12 protein-coding genes are annotated in these 15925 nt (G+C 43.9%); 8 read left to right on the top strand and 4 right to left on the bottom strand.

The window, feature by feature from the left end; genetic code table 11:
- Positions 1-75: 75 nt before the first annotated feature.
- Positions 76-858, bottom strand: a complete 783-nt coding sequence (gene hisF, locus V202x_RS26255) for an imidazole glycerol phosphate synthase subunit HisF (RefSeq protein ID WP_145179873.1) — start codon at positions 856-858, stop codon at positions 76-78.
- A 700-nt stretch (positions 859-1558) separates the two neighbouring features.
- On the opposite strand from hisF, the gene V202x_RS26250 reads away from it, so the two are divergent.
- From V202x_RS26250 to V202x_RS27665, 4 genes are all read left to right on the top strand, one after another.
- Entirely contained in the window at positions 1559-2563 is a 1005-nt protein-coding gene (locus V202x_RS26250; protein WP_144990189.1) for a DUF1559 domain-containing protein, read from the top strand.
- A gap of 131 nt (positions 2564-2694) precedes the next feature.
- The gene (locus V202x_RS26245) at positions 2695-3135 is read left to right on the top strand and encodes a carboxypeptidase-like regulatory domain-containing protein (RefSeq protein ID WP_145179871.1); all 441 of its coding nucleotides are present in this window, start codon (positions 2695-2697) and stop codon (positions 3133-3135) included.
- A 761-nt stretch (positions 3136-3896) separates the two neighbouring features.
- Positions 3897-4955, top strand: a complete 1059-nt coding sequence (locus tag V202x_RS26240; protein ID WP_145179869.1) for a DUF1559 domain-containing protein — start codon at positions 3897-3899, stop codon at positions 4953-4955.
- A 242-nt stretch (positions 4956-5197) separates the two neighbouring features.
- Complete coding sequence (locus tag V202x_RS27665; RefSeq protein ID WP_197993107.1) at positions 5198-5356, top strand: hypothetical protein; 159 nt, start codon at positions 5198-5200, stop codon at positions 5354-5356.
- 483 nt (positions 5357-5839) lie between these two features.
- Here the strand turns inward: V202x_RS27665 and V202x_RS26235 are convergent, their stop codons facing one another.
- Complete coding sequence (locus tag V202x_RS26235; protein WP_145179867.1) at positions 5840-6883, bottom strand: DUF1559 domain-containing protein; 1044 nt, start codon at positions 6881-6883, stop codon at positions 5840-5842.
- Between the two features lie 709 nt (positions 6884-7592).
- Between V202x_RS26235 and V202x_RS26230 the strand changes: the two genes are divergently transcribed.
- On the top strand, positions 7593-8768 hold the full coding sequence (locus V202x_RS26230) for a sialidase family protein (RefSeq protein WP_145179865.1): 1176 nt from the start codon (positions 7593-7595) through the stop codon (positions 8766-8768).
- Between the two features lie 161 nt (positions 8769-8929).
- On the top strand, positions 8930-10282 hold the full coding sequence (locus V202x_RS26225; protein ID WP_145179863.1) for a right-handed parallel beta-helix repeat-containing protein: 1353 nt from the start codon (positions 8930-8932) through the stop codon (positions 10280-10282).
- Positions 10283-10320: 38 nt separating this feature from the next.
- Here V202x_RS26225 and V202x_RS26220 read toward each other — a convergent pair whose 3' ends face one another.
- Positions 10321-11556 carry an aminotransferase class I/II-fold pyridoxal phosphate-dependent enzyme gene (locus V202x_RS26220; RefSeq protein ID WP_144990177.1) on the bottom strand — a complete coding sequence of 412 codons (1236 nt, stop codon included), beginning with the start codon at positions 11554-11556 and terminating at the stop codon, positions 10321-10323.
- 241 nt (positions 11557-11797) lie between these two features.
- Positions 11798-12898 (bottom strand): peptidylprolyl isomerase, encoded by a 1101-nt coding sequence (locus tag V202x_RS26215; RefSeq protein ID WP_145179861.1) that lies wholly within the window; start codon positions 12896-12898, stop codon positions 11798-11800.
- A gap of 646 nt (positions 12899-13544) precedes the next feature.
- Here V202x_RS26215 and V202x_RS26210 point away from each other — a divergent pair.
- Together V202x_RS26210 and V202x_RS26205 are read left to right on the top strand one after the other, a co-directional pair.
- Positions 13545-14651 carry an SPFH domain-containing protein gene (locus tag V202x_RS26210; RefSeq protein WP_145179859.1) on the top strand — a complete coding sequence of 369 codons (1107 nt, stop codon included), beginning with the start codon at positions 13545-13547 and terminating at the stop codon, positions 14649-14651.
- 94 nt (positions 14652-14745) lie between these two features.
- A complete protein-coding gene (locus V202x_RS26205; protein ID WP_145179857.1) occupies positions 14746-15918 on the top strand; it encodes a glycosyltransferase family 4 protein in 1173 nt (390 codons plus the stop codon).
- Positions 15919-15925: the final 7 nt, after the last annotated feature.

Below are 15925 nucleotides of genomic sequence, written 5' to 3'. Positions count from 1 at the left end.
CTGTGATCAAGAGAAAAATGTCTCTTGTTCCATCGAATAAGTTGCTTTTACTGGTTCAAACGACAATTTATTTATTTAGGAAACGGTGCTTTTAAAGCGGATTGGTACACCCCGTTCAGCTAGGTAGCGTTTTGTGACATCAACTGGGTAAGTACCATAATGAAAGATACTCGCAGCCAGAGCGGCGCTAGCGTTTCCCTCAGAGAGAATTTGATATAAGTGTTCAGGACAACCGGCACCACCACTGGCAACAACAGGGATCGTAACTGCTTCTGCAACAGCCTTGGTCATCGGTAGATCGTAGCCGTCTTTGGTTCCATCGGCATCCATCGATGTCAAAACAATTTCGCCTGCGCCAAGATCTTCCACTTTCTGAGCCCATTCGACTGCTTCGAGCCCTGTAGGAATTCTTCCTCCATTAACATGAACTTCCCAAAATTCGTTTCCTGCTTTTTGGACTCGTCTGGGATCAATGTTTACAACGATACACTGGCTACCAAATCGTAGTGCAGCTTCCTTGATTAATTCAGGATCCTTTACGGCAGAAGAGTTGATCGAAACTTTATCACAACCCGCACTCAGTAAGGCGCGAATGTCATCGAGAGTTCGAATGCCACCCCCAACGGTAAGGGGCATAAAAATGACTTCAGACGTTCGCCGAACAATGTCAAGAATGATGTCACGTTCTTCATGGCTGGCAGTGATATCCAGAAAGACCAGCTCGTCGGCCCCTTGTTCTTCATAGCGCGCGGCAACTTCGACGGGATCACCAGCGTCTTGAAGATTGACAAAATTTACACCCTTGACAACACGGCCTGCATGGACATCCAGGCATGGAATGATTCGTTTAGCCAGCATTAAAGAGTTTATCCAGAAAGTTCATGAAACAGGAAGTAGGTATGGCACTATTCAAGACAATTAAACTTGCCGAAGTATTGCATTTTGTAATTACCAGATTAATCAACTTTGTGGAATTTCGATAGAGAGTTCATCGTTCCAGCTCATAGTCAAAAAGAGATTTGATCAGCCACTTCAATTAATCTTCCAATAACTAAAAGCGCGCACTCGGTGAAGGCAAAGTTAATTAATAATAATTTTATATTATTGTTGAAAAATATTGACTGAGTCACATTACTTTATATACTCTAGAATTAATACTTTTGTATATTAATAATTTCATGTATATTAATGTTTACCATTATTTAATAGGTGAAAATATGTATTATACGAAAGTGGTTGTCAGTTTAAAAACTGACAAATAAAAAAACTCCTATCTCGATTTTTATTCTAATCGATCAACGGATTCACGTTCTGCTGATCACGATAAATGCTGTTAAGTCTAAATAAATCATTGTTTGTGTTTACTTCGAAATCCATTAATTCCTAGTGGAGGCGCTTACAAATTTAGACAGTGTTTTGAATTGAGCTTTAAACGATCAATCTCTTCTTCTTTGTTTTGTCATTTAAAGTCATTTCAATCCTTTGGTTTTTTTGTTTGAGCCAATGCACGAAGTCGTAAATTTATCTCATTTCTTTTTCTTTATTCTGGAGGTGAAAAATGCAACGGCATGTAAGAAAACGTGGGTTCACTTTAATTGAACTCCTAGTCGTCATTGCCATCATTGCGATCTTAATTGCTCTATTGTTGCCAGCAGTGCAACAAGCACGTGAGGCCGCACGTCGTTCAACTTGTAAAAACAATTTGAAACAGATTGGACTTGCTTTACACAACTACCACGATGCTCACTCTGTGTTTCCTTACTCTGTCTCGCATGCTCACAGTATCACATCTGGGTCAGCAAACCATCCTATTGGGCTTAACCATCGTGGATGGTTGTTATTATTGCCGTATATCGATCAGGCTCCCCTATATAATCAGTTCAATTTCAGCCTGGCGGCAAGTACAGGAGCACCTTCTGCGAAGCCAGTTCCAGGAGGGCTATTGCCTGGATCGCCAGGGAATGCGAATGACTTGGTGATTTCAAGGATTATTCCCGCATTTATGTGCCCTTCAGATGATAATGTCACACATTATACTTCAACGACTAGCGCTCATTATTCAATTGCTCCCGGAAGCTCAACTCAAACCGCTGCTCATACAAACTATGATTTCAGTGTTACACGAACATCCAGTTCAGCAAGTATATGGTCACAGGAATCGAGAACCACTCGGCGAATGTTTGGTCTTGATGCGTGTAGTCGAGTTCGTGATGTCAAAGATGGTATGAGTAATACCGTTGCGGTGGCAGAAACCACTCGTTGGACTTATAACGGAGTCTCGGCTACATGGGGGCATGCGAAGTGGGTTGGTCATGGTGTCGATTTAACCTATTCACGTGGAATTAATTGGTGGCCCTGCTGTTCTTGGGATTCACCACCATTTCAACGTCCCACAGGACCAGGAAGGCTTGGCGACTGGTCTACCGTTGGTAGCTTACACACCGGTGGAGCCCATGTATTGTTGGGAGACGGTGCGGTTAGATTCATCAGTGAAAATATTGATGCTACCACACGAAATAACCTGGCCTACATTGCAGATGGAAATCCACTTGGAGAATTCTAAGCTCTCATTTGGGTAAATTAATCATATGTGATCACGGGTGATGCTATCCAGCACGCCCGTGGTCCATTTCTCCACTGCTTCTTTTTCTCAGTAATTCTTCTGATTTTCAGATTGGACAGGATATTAATTAGATGTTGCACAATCGACTATTATTGAGCTGTTTATTTTTCTGCCTGGTTGGATGTGGCGGTGCAAGCGAAAACACCTTGGAAGTCTACCCTGTGAGTGGGTCCGTAACCGTTGATGGGGAGGCATTACCAAATGTTTCAGTTACTTTTTTCCCTGAGAAACCGACGAAAGGTAATGGTGGTTTTGGAGCCACGGATGAGACTGGTAATTTTACGCTCAAAGATCGTGATCAACGTGATGGTGTTGCTGAAGGAACGTATCGGGTGTTATTCACGCGTCTGGTAAAGGCTGACGGGACTCCCATTGGAAGTGATCAAATGGCAGCAGATGTTGAAGCAAAGAATTCACTTCCTGAGAAATATAATGATCCTGGCCAATCTCCAGTGACAGCTACAGTCACGAAATCAAACGAGCCTTTCAAATTTGATTTGAAGACAAAATAGTAAACTCGGTTGCACTAGTTCCCCAATAAAACAAGGGCAGATCTTAGAAGGTCTGCCCTTGTTTTTTCGATGGACTGCGACTCAGTTCCAGGCTTCCAATGTTGTTTTCAGTAGTAAGAGGTAAAGAAATTATTTCTGATCTACGTTGGACTATACTGCGAACGTTCAAAGGCTCGTCATATCTCACTAGAAGATCCAGGACCAGTTAGTTGTCCTCAGCATAGTGCGGTGTGCATTCTATGGAACCGCCTGTTCCCTGAAGGATGTCAACGTTCGCTTATTTATAATCAGGCTTGTCTGACAATATTCAAGACACAGCTCTGCTTATTGACAATTGCTCTGCACATCTCACGTCTACCTTGAGCGCACACTTTTGAATTGTAATTCCACTTGTTCTGCAGTCTGAAAGCGAGTCCTGATTCTTAGCTCAATAATGATGACTCAAAAATTTTATTCGTTGAAAAGGATTGACTAGCAAACAATATTTTATATACTCAAATTAATACTAATGTATATTAATAATAAAATGTATATATTTAAAATGTTGGTATTGGATACTAATGTTTTTATGAATACTTTTTTGGAGTGATGAGTTTGTCATTTTCGAACTCCATTCTAAATCAACAAATCGGCGAACATGCGTTCGATTGATCATCATAAATGCTTTTATCTTATGGTGTTATTCCCTTTAGTTTGAGCCAGAACGCGAATTTGTAATTATTATTCTGATTTTCTTAACTAACTTATTCCGGAGGTGAAAAATGCAGCATCATGTGAGAAGACGTGGTTTCACTTTAATTGAACTCTTAGTCGTGATTGCCATCATTGCGATCTTGATTGCTCTTTTATTACCGGCAGTACAGCAGGCTCGTGAAGCCGCGCGACGAACTGAGTGTAAAAACAACCTAAAGCAAATTGGGCTGGCATTACACAACTATCACGAAACCTTTGGTTCGTTTCCGCCTGCGCAAATTCGCGGTTTTAACGGTACTGTTGAATTGGGAAATGCAGCAAGTTGGGGAGCGATGATTCTTCCCTATATGGATCAGGCACCTTTATATAATCAGCTCAATTTTAATATTGGAATTTTTGAGGGAACCAACAAAACAGTGATTACTGGTCTGAGCGGTATTGATGCTGTTTTATGTCCCAGTGATTCCGATCGAAATCCAACACGAAGCGTTCATGGTTCAAGCACGGCGAATTATATGAGTTCAATACCCAGTACCAGTTATGCTGGTACTGCGGGAGGGTTTCAGAACCCGAATAGTACCTTTGCTGGACTTTCCGGAGGTTTTTTCACGTATGATCCTGCACGACCGACTAAAATGTCGGGTTTTAAAGATGGAACTTCAAACACAATTGCTGTTGGGGAAAGGTCGTATCAGGTATGGACCGGTGGTTCATGGTTGGGAGTCCAGCATCATACATTTACAACAGCCAGCCCTGGAAATGATACTGCCTGCTGTTGGGATTGGTTCATGGCCGCTGGTTTATACCCCATCACTAACGAACTCAGGTCAGGGATGACATCTCCGAATTGGCGTTTTGGTAGCCCCCATGCGGGCGGAGCACAATTTCTAATGGCAGATGGTGCTGTACGATTCCTATCGGAAAACATCGACCATATTATTTCGCAAAGAAGTGGCTCGACTTGCGCTGTTCAGGGTTGTGGCTGCGAGTGGAGTAATGATCCCGGCGGTTGTGCAACGGGAGTACCCGGCGGTGGCTGGAACGATAAAGCTTATCTGGCAAATCATTGGGGCATTTATCAGCGATTGCACCACCGAAACGATGGGTTGTCAGTCGGTGAATTTTAAATACCTATTGCAAGTCTATCTTTTTTAAAAACAAAGCAATCTGTCTGCCTGCGTTTGGCCTGCATTTCTTTTCCTATGGAGTGCAGGTTTTATTTTAAAGACGTTCAATACGGAAAGTAGATTCTCTTGTAAATGATGCAGAGGGACAGTCATCAATACATATACTCGGAATATCGAATATTAACCGCCCGAGGATCCGGTTATTAAATCAGAGCAAGCGATTTCATTGGAAGGAAGAACTAATGATGAAAGAAAGTCGTAAATTAGCGTGTTTAGGCTTATTATTTCTGTGCGTATTATCTGCCGCTTGCGGCAGTAGCAATAATGCTGAATCATCTCAGCCCGATCCGGGATTAAAAGCAAATGAATCTACCGCGGAATTGGAGAAAACAGCAAAATAGTGCCATAGCGTTTTGAAGGAACATATAATCTTCGTTGAATTTTGTATGTGACGTTGGTATGTGCATAAAATAGCTTAGTATTTCAGCAACAATTCACTTTATCATCCTCTGACAGAACTCAAAAACCGGCTAACCCTTGATTAAGGGTAGCCGGTTTAGTTGAAGATTCTAAAACAAACAGAAGAGAGAGCAAGTCCATTCTGTAATGTTGCTTGCTGATCACCCATTTGGTGGAAGAGTGAGGGACTCTTCATCTCCTACTTCTATAGGGGTTTCACTATCATCAGAAGGTCCTTTTGAGTTTCCAGAACACCCTGAAATCGGTAACAGTAGAACGATGCTTAAAAGCACTGACTGTATTTTGCGAAACTTTTCCACAATGGTCTCCTTAATACTTTCACCAGATAAAGAGATATCTGGGCTCTGAGGGGATAAATCAGATTTCAGATAGAGCTCCCTCTCTGGAGAGGGAGCCAAGACAAATTAAAATTCACCTAAGACCTGGCCATCGTTGATACGCGTCAATAAGGCATAGGTACTCTTATCCATGTTTTCAGTCAGAAAACGAACAGATCCATCTCCGAGTAAAACATGAATCCCCCCTTCGTGGACGCTGGAAGCGACTCCCACATGATGGTTTCTGTTTGTGGCTGTATGATGTCCATTGATATGGTAGCGCCTATTATTGTCGTGAGCGGGGTCGATATTGGGATGATTTACAGCAAATGTTCCAAAGCGACGATAGCCGCCCCAGATGGGAGTATAAGAATCGCTGGTACGACCATTGATGGCGCCTTCGCAGACGGCGATCGTATTGCTCATTCCATCTTTGACATCTTTGATCTTGGCAGCACCGTTATAACCGAACATGCCCCGGTACCGAATGCCAGTGCGGCCATCAGCCAGATTGCTGGCGCTTGTTTGATAGATAGACCAGATTCTCCCTCCAGACCATCCAACACCATGCCCCCCAGCACAGAAGAGATAATTGGTTCTGGCATGATTGGCGATATAGTTATCAACACTACCATTGACGACTTCAATCGTTTCACCATCATCGGAAGGGCAGAGCAGAACAGGAAGAATCGTTTGTACCAGAGGACTATTCGCATTGGGCCATCCGCCTACGACTCCAGTGATCGAATTGGGAACTGAGCCAGAAGGTGGCCCAAAATGACCATTTGTAGCGATGTTGAGATTAAACTGATTGTAGAGTGGTGCTTGGTCCATAAAAGGCAACAACATCAGCCAGGCAGTGTGATTTAATGCGAGAGTTGGTTGGACAGAAACATCTCTAAAGTCTCCACTACCAATATTATTGGCTCCGATAGGAAAGACGCGGTGAGTTTCGTGATAATTATGTAGTGCCAGACCAATCTGTTTCAAATTGTTTTTGCACGTACTACGACGAGCGGCTTCTCGTGCCTGCTGCACGGCGGGTAATAGTAGTGCAATGAGGATGGCAATGATGGCGATCACCACCAGTAATTCAATCAATGTAAAACCACGATTCTGCGAGCGTTTCATGTTCATGTCACATCTCCTTTATTTAAGAAAATAAAAAATGAGTATTTATAAAAATATTTCTACAGAAAACAGCAGGCAAATATTATGAAACTCAATGGAGTTGTTAGTTAGAACTGATTTTGTAGCAATCTCGAGAGATGTCGAATTTGTATATAAACTGTTTAGATTTCAGTTAGATAGATCGAATTGTTTATCATTAATGCTATTTAGATAGGTGGATACATTATTTTTATAGTGTATCTATTAATGTTTTTGAGTTCATTAATGCACTAATGATTAAGGAATTGATTTTATAAAGAAAAAAATGAAAATGTCAAACAAATTCAAGTGAAAATAAAAATAACCCTAAATTAGGGTTGCTAATAAATGGGCGCCTCAATGATCTTGGTGATCTCATGCATCTAGTTTCGATTCACTTAACCTATCTGAAATAAACAGATTCTGAACGAATACCCGCTTTGATCAGAATGTTTTAATATCAAGATTTCCAGCGATTTCTTACATTTATCCTTGGCATACCAGCATCGATACTGCCAGGGTTTTTGATCTCAATACAGAATCACCCGTTGATCGGCTTGTGGAAGCATACTTCTTTCAGTTGAATAGAATTGAACTTCCAACATAGTCTTGAGGGAGAATGCTGAAATAGCCGCAATCAGATTTGCTGTCGAAAATCAATATTTTGTTATGAAATCCGGAGATCAAAGAAATGTATTCATTGATAAATTGGAATGGTTTGTTTTTGTTCTATGCAACAATAGTTTCAATTCAATGTACATCCCTTATAGCTGGTAAAGCGGATGAAATTGATGCGCAAGGCTCTGGTAAAATAGAACGAGTATTACAATTACCACCATCTGAGAATAACCCTCGCAATAGTGAAGGTGACTTTGTCACACTCAAGGACGGCCGTCTTTTATTTATTTACACACACTTTACAGGAGGCGCAGCCGATCATTCCTCCGCTTATCTCGCGGGACGCTATTCATCGGATGGGGGGAAAACATGGTCTCAAAAAGATAAGACGATTATTGAGAATGATGGTAATCAGAATATTATGTCGGTTTCTCTACTCCGTTTGCAATCGGGAGAGATTGCCTTGTTTTATACTCGTAAAAACTCACTGCAGGACTTACTGCCTGTGATGCGCATCAGTAAAGATGAAGGCATTAGTTGGAGTGAACCAGTTGAGATCATTCCCCCAAAACATATTGGCTATTATGTCTTGAATAACGACCGGGTTATTCAAATGAAAAACGGACGTCTTGTAATTCCTCTGGCTTTACATCGGAATCAACCTGGTTCAGATCGTTTTAATTTCAATGGTCGTTTTCTCTGTTATTATTCAGATGACAACGGGAAAACCTGGCAGCGCGGTGAAGAGGTTGTTGTGCAAAAGCAAGTTGGGGAAAAACAGCCTTATATGCAGGAACCTGGAGTTGTGGAATTAAAAGACGGGCGGTTGATGGGGTTCTGTCGTACTAATGGTGGTAGTCAGTATGTCGCCTATTCTAGCGATGGAGGAAAGTCATTTTCTGAACTCAAGCCATCCAATATGATTGCCCCTGTTTCGCCCGCCTCGATTGAACGCATTCCTGCGACTGGCGATTTATTGTTGGTTTGGAATAATCACGAAAGAATTAGTCCTCAATTGCGTGGTAAACGGACACCTTTATCCATCGCTGTTTCGAAAGATGAAGGCAAGACCTGGCAGCATACTCAGAATATCGAAACAAACCCGAATGGCTGGTACTGTTATACCGCGATCGAATTCACCAAAGATGGTGTGCTATTGGGACACTGTGCAGGCGATCGTACCAGAAACAATGGGTTAGCTGAATCACAAATCACTTTTGTTCCGTTGTCGGTACTTTATGAGAAATAGAAGTTCCCAACCCATGGTAGGAATATGCTTTATTCTGGCAGAATAAAGCCATCTTTACTGACTCCTCGAAAATTCGCTTGAATTACCGGCAATATTTTAGGAGACTTATATTTAAAGATAGTTAAATTAATCGAGACGCAAATATCTATCGGAGTCAAACGATGCATTTATCATCACTCTCCCGTCGACAATTTTTGGGAGCCGCTTTAGTCACTGGGATTGGATCTCTTGCCACAAATCAAAGTCTCGCAGGAATGCCTCCTGTTGTTCGAAAACCTCGTGCCACTGATGGTGATGAGCGGTTCGAACCAGACTGGGAAGAACGACTCTCGATTACTGTCGGACCCAAAACAGGAGATATTGTTGGAAGTACTGATAAAGCGTTACAGGCTGCTATCGACTACATCGCCCGCAAGGGAGGGGGTACCGTTCAAGTTTTGCCAGGAACGTTCACCTTGCGTAATGCACTACACCTTCCTTCTGGAATTCGTTTACAAGGTAGTGGTCCTGAAACAATCATTACCAAAATCGCTTCCGAAACGGTGGCTTTATCTGAAGATTCCGACTGGTACGATCAGGAGATAACACTTAAGAAAGCAGCCGGATTTCAGGTTGGTGATGGAATAGTGCTAGTCACAAAAAATCCGAGTACCGGTAGTCAGGATACGATTAAACACACACTCGTCGCGCGATCAGGAAATCGATTTAAGCTGAATGATGGTCTTCGTAAAAATCTCTGGCTTTCGGGAAAGCCCACAGTCTCGTCTCTCTTCCCACTGTTGACTAGTGAATATACAAAAAATGTATTGATTGAGAATCTGACGCTAGATGGAAATCGGAAAAATAACACAAATCTGAACGGTAATTATGGTGGTTGTATCTTTCTGCAGGATTGCAGCAACTACACGATTCGAAATGTTACCACACGTAACTACAACGGTGATGGAATCAGTTTTCAGATTTGTCATGATGTGAAAGTCGAACATTGTCACAGTCATGACAATGCTGACCTTGGCGTACATCCTGGCTCTGGTTCTCAGCGACCTTTGATCCTGAATAACCGTTTGGATAATAACAACATCGGCCTATTTTGGTGTTGGGGGGTGAAGTATGGTCTGGCTGAAAACAATCAGCTCAATGGAAATAACTATAGTATTTCGATTGGCCATAATGATACGGACAACATGATGCGAAAAAACAAAATCACCAATAGTGGAAAAGTAGGTATCTTGTTTCGGAACGATGCGCGAGGGAAAAACTTCTGGGCGAATCGCAATACTGTAATTGACAATGAGATTATCAACACTGTTGCCAACGATGGTGTAGGCATTGATATTACCGGCAAAACGTCGGATCTTATCATCACAGGTAATAAAATTTTTGAACGACAACAACCGATGCAACGAACAGGCATTCGGATCGGAGCAGAAGCCGGGAGTGTTAAGTTGTCCGACAACCAAATTCAGGGTTTTATGAAGTCGATCGATGATCAACGTAAATCCCAGAATTCCTGACCAAAACTTTCACAGCATTGCATTATGTATGAAATTCTCTATTCAGCCGAGATTTCTTCTGATTTTAGGCATTTGCCGATTTGCTTGACCGCTTGTCTGAGACGCTGTGAGTTTTCGACGATGGCCATTCGCAGGTAGCCTTCGCCGTCTTCACCAAACCCTCGACCAGGACTGACGGCAACACCGCCTTCATCGAGAAGTTTCATCGCAAAATCAATGGATCCCATTTCTGACCAGGGTTCGGGGATTTTAGCCCAGACAAACATGCCCGCCTTGGGGCGTTCAATCTCCCACCCCAAACGTTCCAGGCCACCACAGAATGCATCTCGCCTTTGCTGGTATTCTGCAGCGATACTATCAACGGCAGCGTCACAGTGCCGCATGGCTACGATCGCAGCAATCTGAACCGGCTGAAACAAACCATAATCATAGTATCCTTTGATCGTAGAGAGGGCGCGTACCATCTCTGAGTTGCCAGAGCAAAATCCAATTCGCCAACCAGCCATACTATAGCCTTTGCTCATGGTAGTGAATTCCACGCCGACTTCTGTGGCACCGGGAGTTGCCAAAAAGCTGGGAGCCTTGTAACCATCAAAGCAGATATCTGCGTAGGCAAAATCACTGATGACCATGAATGAGTATTTTCGGGCCAGACGCACCAGCTCTACGTAAAAGTCCTGTTCAATGACTGTCGCACTGGGATTATGCGGAAAGTTGACCACTACCACACGTGGTTTGGGATAAAGGTGTTCGCAAGTGTAAGCGATGTTAGAAAGAAACTGATCAGGTTCACGACAATCAAGTTCAATCACATTTCCCGCGGCCAGCATCACGGCATAAACGTGAACGGGAAAAGAGGGAGAGGGAACAATGGCTGTATCTCCTGGTCCCATCAGAGCCAGACATAAGTGGCTGAAACCTTCCTTCGATCCGATGCAGGTCACAACTTCTGAATCGGGGTCCAGACGCACTCCGTATCGCTTCCAGTATCGCGCTGTGACTTCTTTTCTGAGGTTCGCTATCCCATTAGCGACGGAATAACGGTGATTCCGAGGATCGGATACGGCCTCTGTCATTTTTTCCACAATCAGGGGGTCGGGCGGGTCTGTGGGGTTTCCCATTCCCAGATCAATGACATCGATTCCCGCGACGCGTTTTTCGTATTTCAGTTTATTGATTTTCCCGAATAGATAAGGGGGGAGACGTTTTACTCTCTCAGCGACGGGAATTTTAAATCCATCGTCTGAAAAAGGGACTTCCGATTCGCCACGCATAATGAATACTCTGTCTCTTTACTTAGGAATGTTTGTCGACTATCTGTCAGGATTCTTCACTGTTTGTCTTAGATAGAAGAATCTGACCTGACTTTCGCTATTTTACGCGATTGCCCCTAAAAATGCGCCTGCGGAATGAGGGTAATTTCGCTCAGATTTTCAAGACATAAAAAAACGTGTGTCAGTAAACTGAGACTGACACACGTTTTGGTAATCTGGTTCTCATTATTTTGAGAAATGATTATTTAGGAGGTCGGTTAAAACCTTGTGTCGGGTTGGGGATCGCTCGATTCACGCTACCTGGTGAAAAGTTGGTTCCCGAAGTTTTGGAGACTCCTCCTGTTGAGGTATTAGTAATGTAATTGTCGACGCGAGTTTCCCGCTTGAGTTTGTCAAACACTCGGGCAACGGCTTCCTGAGTTTGTTCTTCTGTGAGCTGGTCCAGTAGTTGCTCTTTCACTTCATCAATACTGGTGACAACAGGTTCTGTACGACCTTCACATTTCAAAATGGCATAACGACTCAAACCGATTTGAATGATCCCGGAAATTTCTCCCTCTTTCAATTTGAAGGCCGCTTGCCAGAGTCTTTCATTGTCGGAATATTGTGGAATCGGTTGGATAGCTCCACCTAAAGCACGGCTATTAGGTTCAATTGAGTTATCGCGGGCGATGCGTTCAAAATCGGCAGGATTACTTTTCAGCTTGTCCCAGACTTTCTGTGCGCGGCCCAAGTTGTCCAGCATGATCATACGAGCTTTAACTCGAGGGCCATAATCTCGGACGAATGCTTTTTGGACTTGTTCCTGAGTCAATTTTGTTTGTTGACCTGCCAGTTTTCTCAATGCCAGCATAGGCCAGATTACATTGCGGCGATATTGATTCGGATTCATTTTGCGTTCAGCCTGCAACATATCATACCAGGTCTTGGTATCCAGGTTGAAACGCTTGGCTATCCGGTTGACTTCAGCATGAACTTCAGCTTGTTCGACAACAACACCTGCTTTCTGGCAGGCTTGTTGGATGATTGCCCGGTTGACAACGTTTTCCAGAACATCAGGGCCGAACAGCGCCAGACACTCGCGTGCCAGTTCATCTTCACTGATGATTACATTGCCGACCTTAGCTACAGGTTGACTACGAACAGCAGGTTTTGCTCCGGAAATTCGCACTTTACCAGCTTGTTTGTCTTCACCTGCAGAACCGTCTTTAGCGTTGAATGTCTGAAACAAGAGCACGCCTGCAAAAAGAACCAGTCCTGTACCGGCTGCGAAAAAGAGAATTTTACGTTTCGGGTTTGTCTTTGATTTGGTCGCATGCGGGTTTGGGGTTGGTTCGCCCATTACTAAAATCTCCATTTTTGTATCCGACGCGGGCGGATCATGTGATTGTTGATTTTCTGTCCCACCAAATATTTCGCTGGGCTCAACGGGCCTTTGGGTCTTGAATCGTTGAGAAATCATTCCAGAGTTGAACCGAGATTAGTTAATCCCGGAACTCAAATCACATTGAAACTTAGTCGTCAGAAGATTTACGAAACTTCCTTGTCTCAAGCTCTACCATTAGAGCGCGGCAGGAATGTAAAACTTTCAAGAAAACAGGTCAACATCAATTTATGGACCAAGTTATGTATACGTTTAGACATTTCCGGAGAGTTTAAAAAGAAGGATTGATGTGGCACGACGTTGGTTCTGCTAAATATTTTAATCCTTAAACGGCTGGGGTACGTTCCCAGAGATAGTACATCGCATATTTGATACTAGGAAACGGACGAGATTCTCTGGTCGGGCTTTAAAGCTACAAATCAACTTGATTTGCGATTTATCTGCCGGTACCCGTTTTCTTTGATTGCAGGTGAACTTTAAAGAGGGGTACAATCAAACAAATGGTACCTCAAATGTCAGCATTTCATGATCGAGCCGTTCTGGTTGAATATGTTCAATAGTCAAGAAGCAGCCAAAAAACAGTATTAATTTAAGGGAAGTCACTATGGGATTCTGGATGGATAAATTACGGGCGGAACTGATAGATATTATCGAGTGGCTCGATGATTCAAAGCATGTCATTGCCTGGCGATTTCCCCGATATCAAAATGAAATCAAAAATGGGGCACAGTTAATTGTGCGTCCTGGCCAGATGGCACTCTTCGTACATCGCGGTCAGGTAGCTGATGTATTCGAGCCTGGGAACTATCAACTTACGACAGACAATTTGCCGATCTTGGGAACGCTGCAGGGATGGAAACATGGTTTTAATAGCCCGTTCCGCTCAGAGGTTTATTTTGTCAACACCACACAAATTACTGACCTCAAGTGGGGTACTCCCAACCCGATTATGCTCCGCGATCCCGAATTCGGCCCCATTAGACTGAGGGCGTTTGGTAATTATTCGCTCAAAGCCAATGATCCCCGTATTCTCGTTCAAGAACTGGTGGGGACTGATTCCGAATTTCACTCCGACGAGATTACTGAGTTGTTAAGGTCGATCATTATCAGCTCCTTTGCTGATCTGATTGGCGAATCGAAATACGCTGCTTTGGATCTCGCTTCCAAATACACAGAAATTTCGAATGAGCTGCAAAAAATGGTCAACGAACGAATCGATGATGAATATGGTCTGGAAGCCCCACAACTGCTGATCGTCAATATTTCGTTACCGGAAAGTGTAGAAAAGGCTTTGGATACGAAGACCAGTATGGGCGTGATTGGCGATATGAATCAGTTCCAGCAATATCAGATGGGGCAGGCCATGCTGTCTGCTGCTGAGAATCCTTCAGGTGGAGGAGCTGCTGAAGGTATGGGACTGGGGATGGGCTTTGCCATGGCGAATCGCCTGGTACAAGCTCCGGGAATGGGAGTGCCAGGTCAGATGGCACCACCCCCTCCACCAGCGGCTTGGCATATTGCAGTTAATGGCCAGACTCAGGGACCTTTTCCGGTTGAACAAATCGCTCAGGGGGTTGCCAGCGGTCAGATTACTGGAACGACACAAGTCTGGTCTGCCAGTTTGTCGGGTTGGACCCCCGCTGGTCAGGTACCACAACTGGCAGGGTACTTTCAAGCGGCTACACCACCACCGCCTCCACCAGCGGGTTAATAATTCATCTGGTTCCATCTTCGATTATGATAAGAGTAATACAGAAATTGATTGTTGATTGCCGTTGCCATAATGAGCAAAGGCGGGTGTCTGCGTGAGAGTCGCACACATTATCACTCGAATGATTATTGGTGGCGCGCAGCAAAATACGCTCTTTACGGTCGAAGATCAGTATCGGGACTATCAAGATGAAGTTGCGTTGATGACGGGACCGACTACGGGGCCTGAAGGAACTTTAATCCCACGGGCCGAGCAAGGCGGCTTTGATTTGCGAATCATACCTCACTTAACGCGTAGCATCAGACCATTCAAAGAATGGCGCGCCTATCGGGAACTGATCAGCGAACTACGCGATTTCCAGCCTGAATTAATACATACACATAGTTCCAAGGCAGGTATTCTGGGACGAGCTGCCGCCAGCCACTTAAAGATTCCTGCCGTACATACGATTCACGGTGCTGCCTTTCATTTTGGACAATCTCCTTTTCATTATCGAGCTTACATTGCAGCCGAAAAATGGGCCGCGCGCCGTTGCGACCGACTCATCAGTGTGTGTGATGCAATGACCGACCAATATGTGGCAGCTGGTATTGCAACTAAAGATCGTTGTGATACTGTTTACAGTGGGATGGACGTAGAACCGTTTCTCAGGCCGACTCGTCCTCCTGCAGATGTCCGCCAGGAATTAGGTATCGAACCGCAACATATTGTCATTGGCAAAGTGGCGCGGCTATTTCATTTGAAAGGACACAAGTATTTGATCGAAGCGGCTAAAGAGGTCGTCGCGGTGCAACCACAAGTTCGCTTTCTGTTGGTAGGAGATGGAATTTTAAAAGATGAATTTGAACAACGCATCTCAGAGTTGGGACTGTCGGACTATTTTATCTTTGTTGGTCTGGTGCCTCCTGAACGAGTGCCAGAATTAATTCATGCGATGGACATTGTCGTGCATACCAGTGTCTGGGAAGGATTAGCTCGCGTACTGCCGCAAGGGTTGATCGCAGGTAAGCCAGTGGTTTCCTATGATATTGACGGTGCGCGAGAAGTTGTCATTCCAAACGAGACCGGCTATCTATTACCATCAGAGTCGATAGAACCATTATCGCAGGCGTTAATTGAGTTGGCGACTGATCCTGAAAAACGGCATCGTTTTGGCCAAACGGGACGCGAACGATTTACCGACCAGTTCCGGCATGAGACAATGACCCGTCGACTACGCGAGATCTATCAACGGGTATTGGATGAACGAAAGCAAAACAAACGCTGACAAAACA

It is taken from the genome of Gimesia aquarii, from assembly GCF_007748175.1.
Lineage (GTDB): Bacteria > Planctomycetota > Planctomycetia > Planctomycetales > Planctomycetaceae > Gimesia > Gimesia aquarii_A.
The sequence above is the reverse complement of the archived record's forward strand: the minus strand, read 5'-3'. Positions and strand labels throughout refer to the sequence as shown.